Genomic DNA, 15029 nt, shown 5'->3' on the forward strand with positions numbered 1-15029 from the left:
GGGCGGACACCCACCCCCCGGGATAGCGAGTGCCGCTATGCTTTGTTCGTATGGTCCACAACGGTCCGGTTCGGGCCGGAAGCAGACGGACCGCTGCTGGACACAACGATCGGAAAGCTGCCCTTCCGAAAACGATCCCAAACGGACACTGCATCCCGTTTTGGGCGAACCCGAAAGCTGCCGTTTCGACCGGAGATCGGCCCTGCCGTCAGCCTTCCTTCGGCGTCCAGTCCGGACTGTAGCCACCGAGCGCTGGGTGATACATCTCGTCGCCGGAATGCTGGGTGAACTCGACGTTGAGGCGATCCTCGTGCAGGCCCAGCACTTCGACGCAGTGCGCGCAGAGCGCCCCGGCGACCTGCATCCGCAACTCGGCCGAGCGGCCACTGCGGATGTCCAGCATCATCATGGACACCGGCACCGGGTCGTCGCCGACCTCCGCGATCCGCCAGAGGCCGCCCTCGCCGAGGTCGCGGATCGCGACGCTGATCCGCCGGATGTCGACCGACATCATCTCGGCGTAGGTCCGGCTCATCAGCGCCGCGAGGCGCCGCTTGACGACGAGACAGGGGAGGTTACGAAGGCAGCATGAAGCGCTGTCCGAAATGCGAGCGGAGCCTTGCGCTCTACGCCTTCAATAAGGACAAGTCGCTTCCGAGCGGCTTGGCCTGCTGGTGTCGGGAATGCACCAAGGCAAAGAACAAGGCCTTCTACGAGGCCAAGCGTGAGGAGCGGTGCGAGAAGCAGCGCGCCTGGCACCACGCGAACCCCGAGAAGGCCAGGGCGAACATGCGGCGCCAGTATCAGCGCAACCGCACGACCCGGATCGCCGAAGCGGTGCGAGTGAAGCAGCAGATGGACCCGGAGAAGAGGTCCGCAGCGAGCCGTCGGCACTACGAACGGCACCGGCCCCAGATTCTCGAGCGCCAGCGCCGCTACGCCGGGCAGACCCGGCGCTCTTCCGCGCCAAGGCCGCGGCTCATCGTGAACTCGTCAAACGCGCCACGCCACCTTGGGTCGACCTCGAGGAGATCGTAGCGTTCTACGAGGAAGATCGACGCCTCACGCGCGCGACCGGCGTTGCTCGCGAGGTCGACCACTTCCACCCGCTCTCGCATTCGCTACTATGCGGGCTGCACGTCCCCTGGAATCTTGTCGTCACGACGAAGTCGGCGAACGCGTCGAAGGGGAACAAGCTGCTCGACGACAATCGATCCGCCTCCTAGTCGTCGTTGCCCGTCGCAAGCCTGCTGTGAAATGGTAGGCTTTTAGTCGAACAGCATCAGTTCCGGCAATCGAGGTGCATCAATCGGCAAGCCGGCGGTCGCGAAAAACTCACGTTCAATGATGCCCCGACGTTCTGGCGTCCAGCTCTCAACAACGCTTGGCTTCATGAAAAAGTTTTCTGCGCGATTTATAATCAAATATGATAGTTCGTATAATTGATCTCTTCCCGCATTAGCGAAAACTGGAGCAAGGTATTTTCTCGCAATAGTTCGATATTGATCAGGATAACTCGCTATGACAGCGGTTTGAGTTTCAGACAACGGTATTAGGTTAAGCGTCATGAGGTAGAGCGGATCTTTCTTAAGAACCCTATCCTTGACCGAAAACGTCGAGGATGCTGCGATCATCGGTGCACGATTTTCAATTACAAACACCGAATGCTGAATGGTTCTAAATTTTTGCCGTAGGTAGCTAAGATCGTAAAACTTCACTCGAAACTGATACGCCTCATAGCCTCGGACTAGGGCGCTCGTAGCCACCATCATGGCTTCGTTCATTTGATTCGCTGGCACACGGCCTTGCTTTACGCCGTCGTTGTATGCCTTCTGTGTCCTAATCCCGCCTTCCATTAAAGCGTGTAATTCCTTGATGATGGAACGATATGAAATAAGAAATAGCTGCTCACTATCCTTCAAGTCGATTGGACGAGTGTCGATTTGCTTAAATATTTCCGTATCATGCGAGTTGCATAATCCGCAGAAGGTAGACGCCTTATTTCGGCTTAGTCGAGTGAACTGCGCGTTAGGCTCTCTATCAACGAGCTTTCCACTCAAGCCATAAACATGATCCGCTTCCGATATAAGGTCCATAGCGCGCGCGTTTTGAACTGAATGCGCACGGATTGCCGGCTTATCGCAGCGCATCGTCGGCTCGAGGCATTTGTTGAACGACCACTTCTGGGATTTGTAAAAAGCCTGCAATGCCTCGTTACTGATACTCACTGCGTGCGCCCCGATCGGAAAATGCCGACAGGGTAAACATAGGCTCGGGGTCGCCCGGATATAAGCTCTTCACGACCTCTGATAGGCCACAAGACGTTCCGCGACGACAAGGCGGACGAGCAGAGCGTGCCGCTGGCCGCATAGCTTTCCGGAAATTCAGAAATCCAGACGGGCGGGCTCTTAAGGGCTTGCCCGTTTGTCATCCGGTTCCAAGGATCACGATCTCGTAGGTGCGTTTTGCGCCCCAAACGACTGCCATGAAATAGAACAAGAGCACAACGTAGTAGATCCAGGTCTCCGCATAGAAGCCCTTGTTCTCCTCGACGCGCTCCTCGATCCACTTGAAAGCCAGGATCGCGGCAAAGCCCCCTGCCAGGGCGAAGGAGCCCACTTGCTTCAAGTAGGCGCTGGTGATCTCTCCCGGCCAGGCTCCATAAAGGCCGAAGAGGGCAAGCGCAGCCGAGATCGGAATCCAGTAGCGCCTGGCTCGCTTTTCGACCTTCTTGATCTGCAAAAGGCTGACCGGTCGCTTCAGTTTAGCTAGGTTCATCGGGCGATCTCCATCTTTCAGCCCATGGCCTACCACCGAGGCTGGAAAGTCGGATCTCCGGTGCGGATCGCATTTAACGACCTCGTCGATTTCGCATCGTGTGGCAGAGGCGGGCTGAAGCCCGCCCCTTTGCGGTTACGAAAGGCCGAGGCGTCGAAGCTCGGCCGGGTCCGTGTTCTCGATCTCGGCAACTTCCAAGCGACCCAACTGAATGACAGCCTGACCGGCACGGAGTTCCTCGAGCTGCGGCTCGTCAGGTGCGATCGCTCGGCTTCCGACCCGATCCCAACTCGCAGGATCGAAGAGGTTCGAGCCAGTTGGGTCGAGCGTCCGAGCGGTTTTGGCCGCGCGTTTGTGCGCGAAGAGGAAGAGTTGTTCCATCGTGGTCTCCTTGGTTTGGCCCGCCCGAAATTGGGTGGGATGGTCTATTTAGACCTCGGCGGATCTTGACCCTCATCGGCGTTTTCGGAGCCGTTCGACCTCGAGCGGGAGCTTGATGCGACCTTCCGCGATCATGCGGATGTAGGCCCGCAGGTAGCCGCCTGGATTTCGGATGCGCCCGGCGCCCGATCGCTGGTCATCCTCCGCGGCCTGGACGACCAGGAACACCGCGACGAACCGGACGCTTGCCGAGTGACGCGTCAACACCTCGCGAAGCTGGTCAAGAACCGGAAGTCCGGCGGCGGCCTCTAGGCGGCGCATCGCGGCCTCGCCGGCCAGGGCGGACGCGGCGAGTGGGGCTACGTGCCAGCCGCGCCGCTCGGCGACCGCCTGCATCCACCGCCAATCGGCCAGCCACCCGGTCCACGCTTCGTCCGTCATCGCGTTCTCCTCCCGGCAGCCGGTCAGCGTCAGCCCAGCAGCCGAAACAGCGATCATCTGCAGAAACCGACGCCGATGCTGCACGGAACGTCCAGACCGAATGCCTCGATAGACACCGTAGCGGACCTAATAGGAGAAGCCATGCCGATCTCCGTCGACAGTCCGCTTTCTGCGATGATGGCTCCGAAACGGACTGTCGCCTTCCCACCCCGTCCTACTCGTTTCGAGACCGGCGACTTCGGGCCGAAAACGGCCTGTCAGCTCTCGGGGTAATCAAGCGAAAAGCTGCCATTCCGCTCTCGACCCTTCCACGTCGTCGCCAACCGGTCCTTCATCACCCCGGAAGCAGACGTGAGCTTGGTTCGATCCGAGCCGATCGTGTGGCTTCAGATAAAGTAGTAAGGGGGTCTCACAGCCGACGCTCCCACTCAGCTCGTCCCCTTGCGTGTCGGGATGGATGGTAGCCTGACTCGACATCCGCCCTCAGTGTGTCCGGGATGGTGTTCGCATCCCATCCCAGTTGGCTCCACCAAAGCTGGAGACGCATCAACCACCCTATGCGCGTCGGACCAGGTGAGGCAGCGGTCGTTTCATTGTCAGATACCAAAGCGTCGGAGGGTGAGATCGGCATCGAGCATCTCGCGTGCGGGAAAGTCCACCCGTTCTCCCGCCACAGCCCTTGCCGATCCAATCGAACGTGCCGCATGGTGCATAAGGAGATTTAATGCATCATGGTCCGTTCGCTTCCGCCGCTAACTGCGTTGCGCGCCTTCGAGGCGGCTGCCCGCCATCCGAGCTTCACCCGCGCAGCCGACGAACTCGGCATGACCCAGGCGGCTGTCAGCTACCAGATCAAAGTTCTGGAAGAGCGGATTGGAGCCTCCTTGTTCACGCGCACGGGCCGACAGGTCGAACTCACGCCGGCGGCGCACATGTTGGCGGGCGAGACATCGCTCGCCTTTGATCGGATCGCGGCGGCCTACGGAGAGGCGCGGGGTACAACAGCAAGCGTTTTATCCATCAGCTCGATCCCGACCTTCGCGAGCCTCTGGCTAGCGCGCCATCTTGGCGAGTTTCAGGTTGCGCACCCATCCATAGCCGTCCAGCTCGCCTGCTCGCGCGACCTCGTGGACTTCGCCCGCGAGCCTGTGGACGCTGCGTTGCGTGCAGGCGATGGCGATTGGCCCGGTCTGCGCACCCATATGCTGGTTCGCGGCGACTTCTCGCCGATGCTGAGTCCTGCACTCATAGAACGCATCGGACATCCCCTTCGGGAGCCGGCGGATCTCCTACACTACCCGCTTGTCGACCCAGGCTATCCATGGTGGGATTTGTGGTTCGAGAGCGTCGGCGTGCGCCGGGATAAGGCGGGGGTCACGAACCGTTCCAAGTTGCGCAGCCAAGACCTTGAGGCGATCGCTGCGGCCGCCGGCCATGGCGTCGCAATGCTGACGCCCTTCTTCTATCAGGACCAGGTCGCGAGCGGCGCACTAATCTAGCCTTTCGCGCATCTCTATCCGATCAATCGCGCCTACTATCTCGTCTACCCCGAGGCGCGTCACACCGTGCCGAAGATCCGCCGCTTTCGCGACTGGATCGTTTCGTGCTTCCCCGAACCGTCTCATTCAAAATAGGGGCCGCTTCAGTCCCTACACTCTCCGAAGCGGACAGGCAGCTTTCCACCCACATCGCTATCGGAACGGTCGCAAACGAGGCTCGTAAGCGGCCGTCCCGCGTTAACTGATGCGATCCGAGGGGATCTTAAACCTCGGTTCCCTCGGCAAGGGTTAGTGCATCCTCGACATCGACACTGAGGTAACGCACCGTGCTTTCGATCTTGATATGGCCAAGCAGGATCTGGACAGCACGCAGATTGCCGGTCGCACGGTAGATGATCGATGCCTTCGTCCGCCGCAGCGAATGCGTGCCGTAGTCCTCCTTCCGCAGACCGATCGCCGTCACCAACTCATCGACGAGGTGAGCATACTATCGGGTGCTGAGGTGGGTGGCCTGATCGATGCGACTCGGGAAGGCGTAATCATCGACCGTTCCGCCGCGTCGCTCCAGCCATCTCAGCCGCTGCTTACGATAGGCCGCTGTGCGTCCTGCCTCAAAATCCGTGCCGCGGCTTGGTTATGCTCTGGAGCGTTCCAAACCACGCCCTTATCAGACGGTGCCGTCAACAAGACTGTGGTGCAGGGAAGGCCGGCGGCATCGAATTTGCGCGCGATGAACTCGCTTTCGCCGCGGTCATGGCTCGACATAATCAGCTGATAGCCGTTTAGCTCGACCATATTGCGCATCACGTCGACAAAAGCGGCGGTGTGGATGATGTCGTTATGCTGTAGCGGATCGTCGAGCAGCAGCGCACGCCAGCGTGACCATTGATAGGCCGTGCTCGCCGCGCACAGAATGCTGAAACCGTTTGCGGCTAACTGGCCCTCGCTCAGGACGACCTGCGGAGGCAGATCCTTCTTCGTCTCGATAGCATTGTCGACCTTCTCGCGGTAGCGCAGCGCCATCCCGAAGCTGGTCGCATCGACCCTCGTATCGGCCTTGAACTGAATGCTCTCACCCGGCGTGCTAAGCATCGCCTCGTTGAAGTCGTCGATTACCGTATTGAGCGGATCGAGCACTCGCGCCGAAAAATCGTCGGCCTGCTTCTGAAGATCTTCTGAATAGCGCTTCACTGCATTGCGCGCCGCAGTCGTGAGTTTGACCGCCGCCCGCGCTGCCTCGACTTTCGTTTTCAGCGCTGCCAGATACGCCACCGGATCCTTGACGCCATCGTCGCCTCCGGTCGCCCGCATTGACGCGAGGATTTCGTCAATTTCGCCCTGCAGCAGCGCATCCTCATTGTCACGGGCAAGCACGAGCTGGCGTTCCGCGAGGGACCGTAACCCCGTCAGCAGCGCGTCGATGGCGGACAAGCCGCGATCATAGTCCACTTGGCTAGGAGTGTCGTTGAAGCCGGCGCGAGTCCAGCGCTGCTGCATCTGCCGCGCCGTCTGTTCAGAGGTCCCGCGCGTCACCTCGGCCGCAGCAAGCTCGCGCTGCGCATAGTCGAATGCCGCCTGTTCGCGCTGCACATCTGCTGTGGCGCTGCTCGCAGCCTCAGTCAGTCGTCCCAGACGATCCCGCGCGTCTTCGCCGCGCTCGCGCTCCGCTGTCAATCTGGCTTCGATCTCACCGATCGTAGCGTTCGATAGATTTCGCGCGGCGATACGATCGGCGCAGGCCTTGTCCTCCGCCTGATACTGCGCCAATCGTGTTCCGGACTGACTGTCGCGCGCGATGAGATCGTCGAGATCGGCTGCAGCGCTCGACCGCTGTTCGGTCGCTGCAGCCGCGTTCGCCGACAAAGGCTCAAGCGCAACCTCTGCGGCTGCAAGCGCTGTATCTGCATCGCGCGATCGGGCCGCGGCCAGCGCGGTGAGGTTGCTTTCGGGCGTCGCTGCGAGCGTCTGGGCGATGCTGGCGCGCGCATTCGTCACGGCATCAGCCGCTGCTCTCGCGGTCCGATCGAGTCCTTCAACCGCCGCGACGATCCCACGAAGGCGACGGATCTCATCGCTCAGCGCGGGGCGGGTGGCGCGCAAGGATTCCACCGCGTCATCGGCTTGCGCGAGGCGATGGTCGCTCCCCGACGCCGCGGCATCGGCGAGCACCTTCAGGGCGCCAGGTTTGAATTGCGTGCGGCACACCGGACAGTCGGTGTCGTCCTCATGGATGTGGGTGGCAAGCTGTGACAAGGCTGCGCTAATCGCCGACGCGTGACGGTCTGCCTCGGCGCGTTCGCGTTGCGCGTCGGCAATTTTGCCGTCGAGATCGGCCAACTGCATTTCAAGTGGCGTCAGTTCCACCGAAGCACGCGCAGCGGACTCGTGTCCCTGCGCCAACGCGGCCTCGGCGGCGCCGGACTGAGCTTCCAGGTGGAGACAATCCGCCATTGCCTCTTTAAGCGCTCGGGCCGATGCAGCAAGGCTCCGCAGCCGCGCAACATAGGCACTGGCTTCACCATGCTGACTGATCGCCGCGTCGGCTTCCGCCATCGTCGTGCGATGCGCCGCGATCGCGTTGGCAAGCGCCGTTCGATCCTGTTGCTCGTTCAACACCAGCGCGGCCAATTGGCCACGGCGGGCGAGATCGATTCGTGCCGCATCGAGCACTGCAATATTCCGGTCGATCGTGGCGATCGCGGCATTCTGCGCGGTCACTGCGTCATTGGCGGAACCCACGAGCGGCGATGCCCGATCGAGCCGCGCCTGCGCATCGCTGACAACGCCGCGCAGGCGGACGAGCGTTGGATGGTCAAGCCGTCCCTCCGCCTGGCTGACCGCGAACTGCGCGGGCATGTCGGAAAACGCCTCCATAGCCGTCCTGCGCTCACCGGCGGTCCGCAATGCCTCATCGATCCAGTCCCTGAACGCTGCGAGGCGTGCCGCGACACCGTCGCCAGTGACGGCAATTGGCTGACCTGCCGCAAGCCGTTGGAGGTCGCGCTCGAGTTGGCCGATCCGCGCAGCGACTTCATCGGCCGTCAACACGCCCGTGGCGCGCGCGGTGGCGCGGAGGCGCTCGAGCCGTGTCATCCATCCCTGCCAATCGGCGATCTCCCGATCGACCGTAGCAACGACGGCCTGTTCGGCGTCGAGTTTTCGCGTGAAGGCTGCGATGGTCGGTCGCCCGCGCAACCCTGCGCGGATCCGTTCGAGCCGGTCGATGCCGCTTGGTCCCTTGAGCGCCTGCCATTGGTCCTGCGGGTCGCGACTGGTGAACCGCTGCTGTGCCGCCTGGCCAAGGAAATGGGTAAGGGCGAGATAGGTCCCAAGATCGTTGATCGTGCGGCGATCGGGCCGCGCAAGCTGCGCGACAATGTCCGCCATGGAAGTCGCGCCGGCGGTGCTGCGTTCGATGGCGTCGCCGTCCGAGAAGGTCAAAGCGACGCTATGCGACCCGGGCTCGGCGCCCCGGCGCGTGAGATAGTCCTTCTCGACAAGCTTCTTGCGGCCCTTGTTAATATAGGGTTCGAACCGCCGGATCTTGTTAGTCAGTCCCCATTCGATTGCATCGAAGAAACTGCTTTTGCCGAGGCCGTTGGTCCCGGTGAGTAGAACAACGCCGGGTGCTGCCGGAATATCGATCGCGAAGTCGCCGAAGGTCCGGAAGTCTTTAATTGCAATGCGGGAGAGGAACACCTCGCTCATGCCTGTCCCCTCCGCTCCCAGGATTTAACCAACGCCGCCACAATATCATCCGGCGTCTTCTTCTCGTCGAGCGCGATCCGTTCCCATTCGTCCGCCGTCGTCCGCGGCAGCCCCGGTGCGGTCGCACTGGTCCCGCTCAGCGCGTCGAGCGCCACGTCCTCGAACTGACCTTCGGCATGGACCCACGGCCGGGCCAGGAAAGTGCGCTTAAGGAATTCAGCGAAGCTCTCGTCGTCATTCAGCGGATCTTCGGGTCGCAGCCATGCCAGCTTGCGCGCGACCCGGTCGTCGCGCTCGACCATCAACGCCATTGCGCGCCAGGCTTCTTGCCGCTCGCTCGCGCGGGGACCAAGCAGCATGAGCTGAAGATCCAGCGTCTCGTTGGTCCCAAGGAACGAGCGTGCGACGACGCACTGATTGCGGCAGCGCCGCAGCGTCTCAAGAACCGCTTCCATCGTAGCGACCTCGGGGAGGATGCCCAGCACTATGTTGAAGCGGTCGATCCGGATCGCATGACTCTCTGCCGGTAGATCGGTCGGACTGAGCGTCGTCGACTTGCTCGATCCGCCATTGAACGTCGCGCTCGCCAGCTCGAGGCGACCATCGACCTTGAGGTCGAGCGCCAGCGCCGCTCTGCGCAGCCGTTCGGCGAAGTCCGCCAATCCAGGTGATAGCGTCGCACGATCCATCATGCCGCGCCTTTCATGATCGTCTTCTCGAGCGCTTCGAAATGCCGCGCCTCGACTGCTGACAGCAAAGAGCGCAGCTCGGCCAGGCCGGCCGCCGCCGCGTCTATGAAATCGCGACTGATTGACATGATCACCGGACCAGAACCGTCAATATCGCTAAGCCCCGGCTGATCGGTGTCGATCTGCGCGAAAGGCCGCTCGGCGATTCGACTGACCTCAATAGCAGTTTTGACGACGAGGATGACGAATTGGGTGCGCCACATAAACGAGGCCGCGCACAATGACATCTCGTCACCATTAATCATATCGGCGGCGCAGCCATGACCGGCCCATTCGCTGTCTCCGTCACGCAGGCGCACCAGGTTACCCGGCTTGGCGACCTTCGGCGACGTCGCATCCCAGGCTGCGGCAATGGCGAGCGCGACCGCGGTACCGCGCAGGATCACCGGCCATTTGCTGGGACCGACTAGGATCTGTGCCGCGTCGCGATGGTCATCCTCATCGACCGCGCAAATCATCAGGCGCAGGAAGTGATTGAGCAGTGCCGGGTCATCGGTAAAGGACGCGTGCCAGACCGCCCATGTCGCGGCCATTGCGTCGCGAAGATCCTGCGCGATCTTCACGTTGATCGGGCGGCCGGGATCGGCGTTGCTCGCGAAGAACGGTTGGAGGTGCGTGTCCAGGCGCTCGAGCAGCCAAGCATCGAGCGAGCGGTGGATCCGGCGCGCAAGAATGTCGGGCGGCAGCGGGACCGGATCCTGGGCAGCACCACCGGGATTGCCGGCGACGATCGCTGGCATCGCCATCCCTTCGGCGTGCTGAGATTCCAGGCTGAGCTCGCGGACGAGCTGGCTCCACAGTCCGGGCGCGGCATGGAGCCGGCAATTGCCACTATGGCAGGCGACCCGCAGCACCGCGCCCGCGACGGCGCCCATTTGGCCGGGACCATCAGGCAAAATGATCTCGAAGGGCTTTTGCTCGCTCCACGATCGAATGAGCTGGTCGACCGGAACCGCGCCGGACCAGCGAATGTTCGTGCCTTCGCGCAGCAATTGCACCGATATGGGAAGCTGATTGGCTGCCAGCCGTTGCAGCCGCGGCGCGAGGATATCCGCACTGCGTGCCGCTTCCCTGAACAAGGACCGTGCTGGTGCCGACAATTTCGGGACGAGCGTCGCCTCGCCGTGGCGGGCAAGCCATTCCTTATGGGTCACGTCGAAACTCGTCAGGTGCGCGGCAAATGGCGCTCGCACTACATCGCGCTGGGGGCCGCGCCGAACGATCACCGCATCCGCCGCGACCGTCTCCCCGGCGCAATCAAGCCAGAACGGGGCATCGACCGGAGCTGGATTGGGGGCGTCGATCCGCGCAACGACACCGCAATGCAGATGCCGAAACGACCGCTGGGCGTCACCGGCGCACGCCTTGATGGTGAGATAGGCGGCGAGCCGATTGAGCGTTGCTGTAGAGACGTCGAACAGCTCGGCATGCTGGGTCTGGAATGTCAGCTGCACGCCGGGACGCAGTTGCTGGGCGACCGCGGCGATGAGACCGATATCGGTGAGGGGCTGCAGCAGCTCAGCATCATAGGCTGTCATGAAGTCGAAGCGGGCACCGTTGGCATCCTCGGCACGGGCGCGCACATCGATTGCGGCAAGGGCCGGCTTCAGCGCCGCGATGCCGGGATGTTCGGAGATAAGCCGGATCATCCCGGCGTGATCGAAATCGCGGGCTCCGGCGGCCACGAAATCAATGAGTCCGCCATCGCCCGCGCCGCTGACGAAAAACCGCGGCGTCGGCCGGCCTGCGAACTCCGCAACCGGAACGCCAGCATCGGTCCAATAGCTGGCGCTTTGTATCGCCGGTAGCGGCTCGCCGGGCTCAAGACCGAACCCCACAGCAAGAAACACCATGTGAAATTGTTCGTTCAGCTCCGCGCCTGGCGCCGGGGCATTGAGATCGGTGATGTCGAGCCGATAGCCGTCCGCCGTCCGCGCCAGCCCGGTGACCCGATGGCGCAGCCGTCGCTCAAGGCGCGGCGCCAGCCTGACGACAATGTCTTCAAACCCGAGCAGGACATCGTCGCGCACGGCGCGGCAGGTACCGGACTCCCAGTCCAAGATCGGCAAGTCAGCGATGGGATCGGTCGTGTAGTGCGCCGGCCAATCATAGATATGCGGATCGAGCCGCCGGCGATTGGTCGTCGACTGCAGGGGCAGTAGCGCATCAGCGGACTCGAACAGGACGACCTGCGACCCGGTGACTAGCGCGGCGGCAGCTGCAGCGGTTACACCGGCCGCACCGCCGCCAATGACCGCGATCCGCGGATTGGCGTGGAGATAGCCGAGTTCCTTGAGCGCGTGGACCAGCGACAGCGCCCGCACCTGCTGGGAGTAGAAGGTGATGCGCCGGTCGAAACTGCCGATCACGAAAAGGTTCGGCCGGTCGCGCACCCTCGCGCCGTCTACAATGTCTTGAGCAAGCAGAGCGTCAGCCAACGCAGCGCGCTCCCGCAGACATGCGCGCCTGCCGTACCGGCACCAAGACAGTAGCGTGAGTTCCCACACACATGGTCGACAATCCGCTCCCCCCATCCGGCCACGTCGCTGCGACAGCCGGCGCACTTGCTTATGGGGCGGAACCCAGGAGGTCGCAAGATTCTGATGAGTCTCGGAAAGTCATTGTAAGCCCGGTTTGGCTATGCGCGAGTCTGACAGCTATCAGTCCGCTATCGACCAATGCCAGTCGGTCCGACCGCAGTTCGGAGCTTCGTTCACGAACGGCAGGTTTCAGGATCGCGCGGGGTCAATTTGGACGGCGTAAATGGGCGCATAGCTGACTTCCCGCCGATCCACGTCGAGCGGGCTCAAGAGTGGCCCCAATCTACGCTAGGACGAGCTTCGGCTACGCCTTGAATCGCTCGCAAGCTGTCAGGCGCTCGACATGAGCATGCATACCGCCAGCATAGATCTCGTCTTCCAAGAAGCAGACCTCGTCGTCGTAGGCATCCTCCGTGACCTCACGCCACCAGCATTTTGGCTTGCCGCCAGTGCCGTCACTCCATCGGTACCCACGCTCCTTCAGGGCATCCTTGGTGTGGAAGGGCGAGCCGATGGCATGGATGCGCAAACGCGTTTGCTGCGAGGACGCCAGCAACTGCTGAAAGGCCGGCGGCGCCTGCGTCCGTGCCGGGTGCGCAAGAACCTCGAGGAGGGCATGGCAATCATCGACGGCGCGGTGGCCGTTGTGAAAGGCGCCGCACTGACCCACGAGATACCCCAGCTTCGTGCCTTCGAAGCCAAGGCCAACCCAGTCCACCTCCGAAACGGAGCAGGCCCACGGCTTCACATCGAAGCCCGGTGTGAGCTTTTCGCAGAAGGGCCGGTCGAACCGAGCGTTGTGCGCGATTAGGAGATCCGCGTCCTCGATGAAACGCTGGACGGCATCGAGGTCGAACCGCTGTCCGGCGACCATCTCGTCGGTGATGCCGGTGATACGAGTGATCTCGGCACTGATCGCGTGTGAGGGCTCCTGCAGGGCTGAGAAGACACCGACGATATCGCGCACGCCGGTCTGGTCGTAGGTGAAAGCGACCATGCCAAGCTCGATGACGTCGTGCGTGGCGTGGTCGAGACCTGTCGTCTCGGTGTCGAGGATGATGCCGAGCTGCGGCCAGGATCCCGGCTGGCGGTTCGCCTGCGGCCAAAGCTCCGGCATGACGGGGCGAGGCTCGAGCTTGCGTAGGACACGATACCGTCCGGTCGCCTCCAGGCGTTCAACCAGAGCGGCGTCCAGCTCCAAGGCTTTCCTTTGAGCCAGAGCACTCCCTACGATCCCTCGCGAAGGCCTGGGTCGTCGGGTCTCGGCAAGCACGCTTGGGGTGGGCGGGAGCATGCCGAAGAGATCCGCCAGAAAAGGCTGATCACCGGCCATAGGCTTGTCTTCCTCTATCCTCATAACCCGCCTCAGCGAATGACCTCGACCTTCACGCCCGCAGCCTTTGCAATATCCTTCCAGGCGCGATCGCTTGTAAGGGCAGGCGCCCCCAAGTTCTTGGCGAGTGCGAGGCAGAACCGATCACCCAGCGAAAGACCGAGGTCCTTCGACAGGGAGCGCAGACGGGCCGCCTCCTCGGCGACGTCCTGACCGACCGGAACGATCGCGATGTCGAGATCGGACAGATCCTGAACCGCCTCGTCTGCACCTAGGCCCCGATCGATCAGCTTGGATAGAACCTCGGTGTAGTTGACGACGGACATGCTGGCATCGCCGAGCCGGGCTTCGACCTTGTCGGATCCTTTCTCGGAAAAGAGCAGACAGAGAACGGCGGACGCATCGAGGACACAGGCCATCTACTACTCCTTCGTCGCTTCCTGACGCCGCTCGGCGATCAGCTCGTCAGCCACCGATCCCGATTCAGGTGCATAGTCACGCAGCTTCTCCTGTAGACGCCGCAACGCAGAGCGGGCGGGGCGGATGCGAACCTCTTCGCCATGCAGTTCGATCAGAACGGTATCGCCCTTCTGCAACCCCATCAATTTGCGAAACGCTGCCGGCAGAATGACCCGCCCGCCTTCGACGATCTTGCCCTTGGCTGCCGCCATGGTTCAAATTCTCCAATACGCCCTGCGCCTGCAAAGCGGAATGAGATACCTATGCCAAAAACCCGCGATGGTACATAGAGAACCAGTAAAGCAATCTGCCACCAAGTTCAGTAACGATGGTGGCCATGGCATTCTGTAGCCGGATGTCCTGCGCTCAAACGATCGGTTTCGCGCAGGGTCGGCTAAGCTTGCCCGTAAACTAGCTACCGCTGCTTTCGCGCATGCGCTATAAATTCGAGACGTTTCCGAGCAGGTTTGAGCCAGAATGTCCCGACTTTTTGCTTACGTACGCGTCTCCACGAACGGCCAAACCACCGACAACCAGATCGGCGAGATCCGGGCCGCCGGTTTCGAGGTCCAGGTCCGTCGCGTCGTTTCCGAAACCGTCTCGGGTTCGCTCGCAGCCAAAGAGCGCGAAGGCTTCCGCAAACTCCTCGATCGAATGGAAGAGGAGGACATCCTCGTGGTCACCAAGATGGACCGTCTCGGGCGCAACGCCATGGACGTTCGAGCCACCGTCGAGCTGCTCGCCGAGATGGGCGTCAAGGTTCACTGTCTGGCGCTGGGCGGCGTCGACCTGACGAGCTCGACGGGACGCATGACAATGAGCGTCATCAACGCGGTCGCCGAGTTCGAACGTGATCTCCTAATCGAGCGCACCCATGCCGGGCTCGTGCGGGCCAGAGAACAGGGCAAGGTGCTGGGTCGTCCAGCGAAGCTGTCCGCGGAGCAGAAGCGCGTCGTTCGCGAGCGCCTGGGGGAGGGGGCTTCGATCTCGGCGCTGGCGCGAGAGTTCGTGGTCAGCCGTCTGACGATCCAACGAGCACGCGACGGAGCAGAAGCCGCGGCGCCGCCTGGGGATCGCTTCGCTCGCAGCTAGAATGAGCAATTTTAGGTAGGCATCGACCCCGTTAAGACGCCCGGAGCTT

The 15029-nt window shown here is 62.1% G+C and carries 13 protein-coding genes and 2 pseudogenes; 3 read left to right on the forward strand and 12 right to left on the reverse strand.

Features of this window, described 5'->3' with window-relative positions; translation table 11 throughout:
• Positions 1-208: 208 nt before the first annotated feature.
• On the reverse strand, positions 209-535 hold the full coding sequence (locus AUL33_RS20100) for a tautomerase (protein WP_244492367.1): 327 nt from the start codon (positions 533-535) through the stop codon (positions 209-211).
• A gap of 53 nt (positions 536-588) precedes the next feature.
• Here AUL33_RS20100 and AUL33_RS20105 point away from each other — a divergent pair, with 53 nt between their 5' ends.
• Positions 589-1038, forward strand: coding sequence for a hypothetical protein (locus tag AUL33_RS20105; protein ID WP_062212696.1), 450 nt, complete (start codon positions 589-591; stop codon positions 1036-1038).
• A gap of 230 nt (positions 1039-1268) precedes the next feature.
• Here the strand turns inward: AUL33_RS20105 and AUL33_RS22340 are convergent, their stop codons facing one another.
• From AUL33_RS22340 to AUL33_RS20120, 4 genes are all read right to left on the reverse strand, one after another.
• Positions 1269-2228, reverse strand: coding sequence for a hypothetical protein (locus AUL33_RS22340; protein WP_156419514.1), 960 nt, complete (start codon positions 2226-2228; stop codon positions 1269-1271).
• Between the two features lie 199 nt (positions 2229-2427).
• Positions 2428-2778, reverse strand: coding sequence for a hypothetical protein (locus tag AUL33_RS20110; protein WP_156419515.1), 351 nt, complete (start codon positions 2776-2778; stop codon positions 2428-2430).
• 135 nt (positions 2779-2913) lie between these two features.
• A complete protein-coding gene (locus AUL33_RS20115; RefSeq protein WP_062212701.1) occupies positions 2914-3159 on the reverse strand; it encodes a hypothetical protein in 246 nt (81 codons plus the stop codon).
• 72 nt (positions 3160-3231) lie between these two features.
• On the reverse strand, positions 3232-3657 hold the full coding sequence (locus tag AUL33_RS20120; protein WP_156419516.1) for a hypothetical protein: 426 nt from the start codon (positions 3655-3657) through the stop codon (positions 3232-3234).
• A gap of 674 nt (positions 3658-4331) precedes the next feature.
• On the opposite strand from AUL33_RS20120, the pseudogene AUL33_RS20125 reads away from it, so the two are divergent.
• Positions 4332-5234 (forward strand): annotated as a pseudogene (locus AUL33_RS20125) (LysR substrate-binding domain-containing protein).
• A gap of 127 nt (positions 5235-5361) precedes the next feature.
• Here the strand turns inward: AUL33_RS20125 and AUL33_RS20130 are convergent.
• The 7 genes and pseudogenes from AUL33_RS20130 to AUL33_RS20160 all read right to left on the reverse strand — a co-directional run.
• A pseudogene (locus AUL33_RS20130) lies at positions 5362-5679 on the reverse strand (tyrosine-type recombinase/integrase); the annotation flags it as partial.
• Positions 5673-8807 (reverse strand): AAA family ATPase, encoded by a 3135-nt coding sequence (locus AUL33_RS20135; protein WP_062212707.1) that lies wholly within the window; start codon positions 8805-8807, stop codon positions 5673-5675. The gene AUL33_RS20135 and the pseudogene AUL33_RS20130, both read right to left, overlap by 7 nt.
• Positions 8804-9499: an ABC-three component system middle component 1 gene (locus AUL33_RS20140; protein WP_062212711.1), complete on the reverse strand. Its 696-nt coding sequence runs from the start codon at positions 9497-9499 to the stop codon at positions 8804-8806. The genes AUL33_RS20135 and AUL33_RS20140 overlap by 4 nt, the downstream gene beginning before the upstream one ends.
• Entirely contained in the window at positions 9496-11994 is a 2499-nt protein-coding gene (locus AUL33_RS20145; RefSeq protein WP_192843234.1) for an ABC-three component system protein, read from the reverse strand. Before AUL33_RS20145 ends, AUL33_RS20140 begins: the two co-directional genes overlap by 4 nt.
• Positions 11995-12400: 406 nt before the next feature.
• Complete coding sequence (locus AUL33_RS20150) at positions 12401-13390, reverse strand: 3'-5' exonuclease (RefSeq protein ID WP_156419535.1); 990 nt, start codon at positions 13388-13390, stop codon at positions 12401-12403.
• Between the two features lie 71 nt (positions 13391-13461).
• Positions 13462-13848, reverse strand: coding sequence for a type II toxin-antitoxin system VapC family toxin (locus AUL33_RS20155; protein ID WP_062212718.1), 387 nt, complete (start codon positions 13846-13848; stop codon positions 13462-13464).
• Positions 13849-13851: 3 nt separating this feature from the next.
• Positions 13852-14100, reverse strand: a complete 249-nt coding sequence (locus AUL33_RS20160; protein WP_062212721.1) for an AbrB/MazE/SpoVT family DNA-binding domain-containing protein — start codon at positions 14098-14100, stop codon at positions 13852-13854.
• 265 nt (positions 14101-14365) lie between these two features.
• On the opposite strand from AUL33_RS20160, the gene AUL33_RS20165 reads away from it, so the two are divergent.
• A complete protein-coding gene (locus tag AUL33_RS20165) occupies positions 14366-14980 on the forward strand; it encodes a recombinase family protein (protein WP_062212724.1) in 615 nt (204 codons plus the stop codon).
• The last annotated feature ends 49 nt before the right edge of the window (positions 14981-15029 follow it).

The organism is Aureimonas sp. AU12 (assembly GCF_001463705.1).
Classification (GTDB): Bacteria; Pseudomonadota; Alphaproteobacteria; order Rhizobiales; family Rhizobiaceae; genus Aureimonas.

What these genes read in the sequence shown, in the direction of transcription:
- AUL33_RS20100 (WP_244492367.1), bottom strand. Translation starts at nt 535, where the DNA reads ATGAGCCGGACCTACGCCGAGATGATGTCGGTCGACATCCGGCGGATC.
- AUL33_RS20105 (WP_062212696.1), top strand. Translation starts at nt 589, where the DNA reads ATGAAGCGCTGTCCGAAATGCGAGCGGAGCCTTGCGCTCTACGCCTTC.
- AUL33_RS20110 (WP_156419515.1), bottom strand. Translation starts at nt 2,778, where the DNA reads ATGAACCTAGCTAAACTGAAGCGACCGGTCAGCCTTTTGCAGATCAAG.
- AUL33_RS20115 (WP_062212701.1), bottom strand. Translation starts at nt 3,159, where the DNA reads ATGGAACAACTCTTCCTCTTCGCGCACAAACGCGCGGCCAAAACCGCT.
- AUL33_RS20120 (WP_156419516.1), bottom strand. Translation starts at nt 3,657, where the DNA reads ATGATCGCTGTTTCGGCTGCTGGGCTGACGCTGACCGGCTGCCGGGAG.
- AUL33_RS20135 (WP_062212707.1), bottom strand. Translation starts at nt 8,807, where the DNA reads ATGAGCGAGGTGTTCCTCTCCCGCATTGCAATTAAAGACTTCCGGACC.
- AUL33_RS20140 (WP_062212711.1), bottom strand. Translation starts at nt 9,499, where the DNA reads ATGATGGATCGTGCGACGCTATCACCTGGATTGGCGGACTTCGCCGAA.
- AUL33_RS20150 (WP_156419535.1), bottom strand. Translation starts at nt 13,390, where the DNA reads ATGCTCCCGCCCACCCCAAGCGTGCTTGCCGAGACCCGACGACCCAGG.
- AUL33_RS20155 (WP_062212718.1), bottom strand. Translation starts at nt 13,848, where the DNA reads ATGGCCTGTGTCCTCGATGCGTCCGCCGTTCTCTGTCTGCTCTTTTCC.
- AUL33_RS20160 (WP_062212721.1), bottom strand. Translation starts at nt 14,100, where the DNA reads ATGGCGGCAGCCAAGGGCAAGATCGTCGAAGGCGGGCGGGTCATTCTG.
- AUL33_RS20165 (WP_062212724.1), top strand. Translation starts at nt 14,366, where the DNA reads ATGTCCCGACTTTTTGCTTACGTACGCGTCTCCACGAACGGCCAAACC.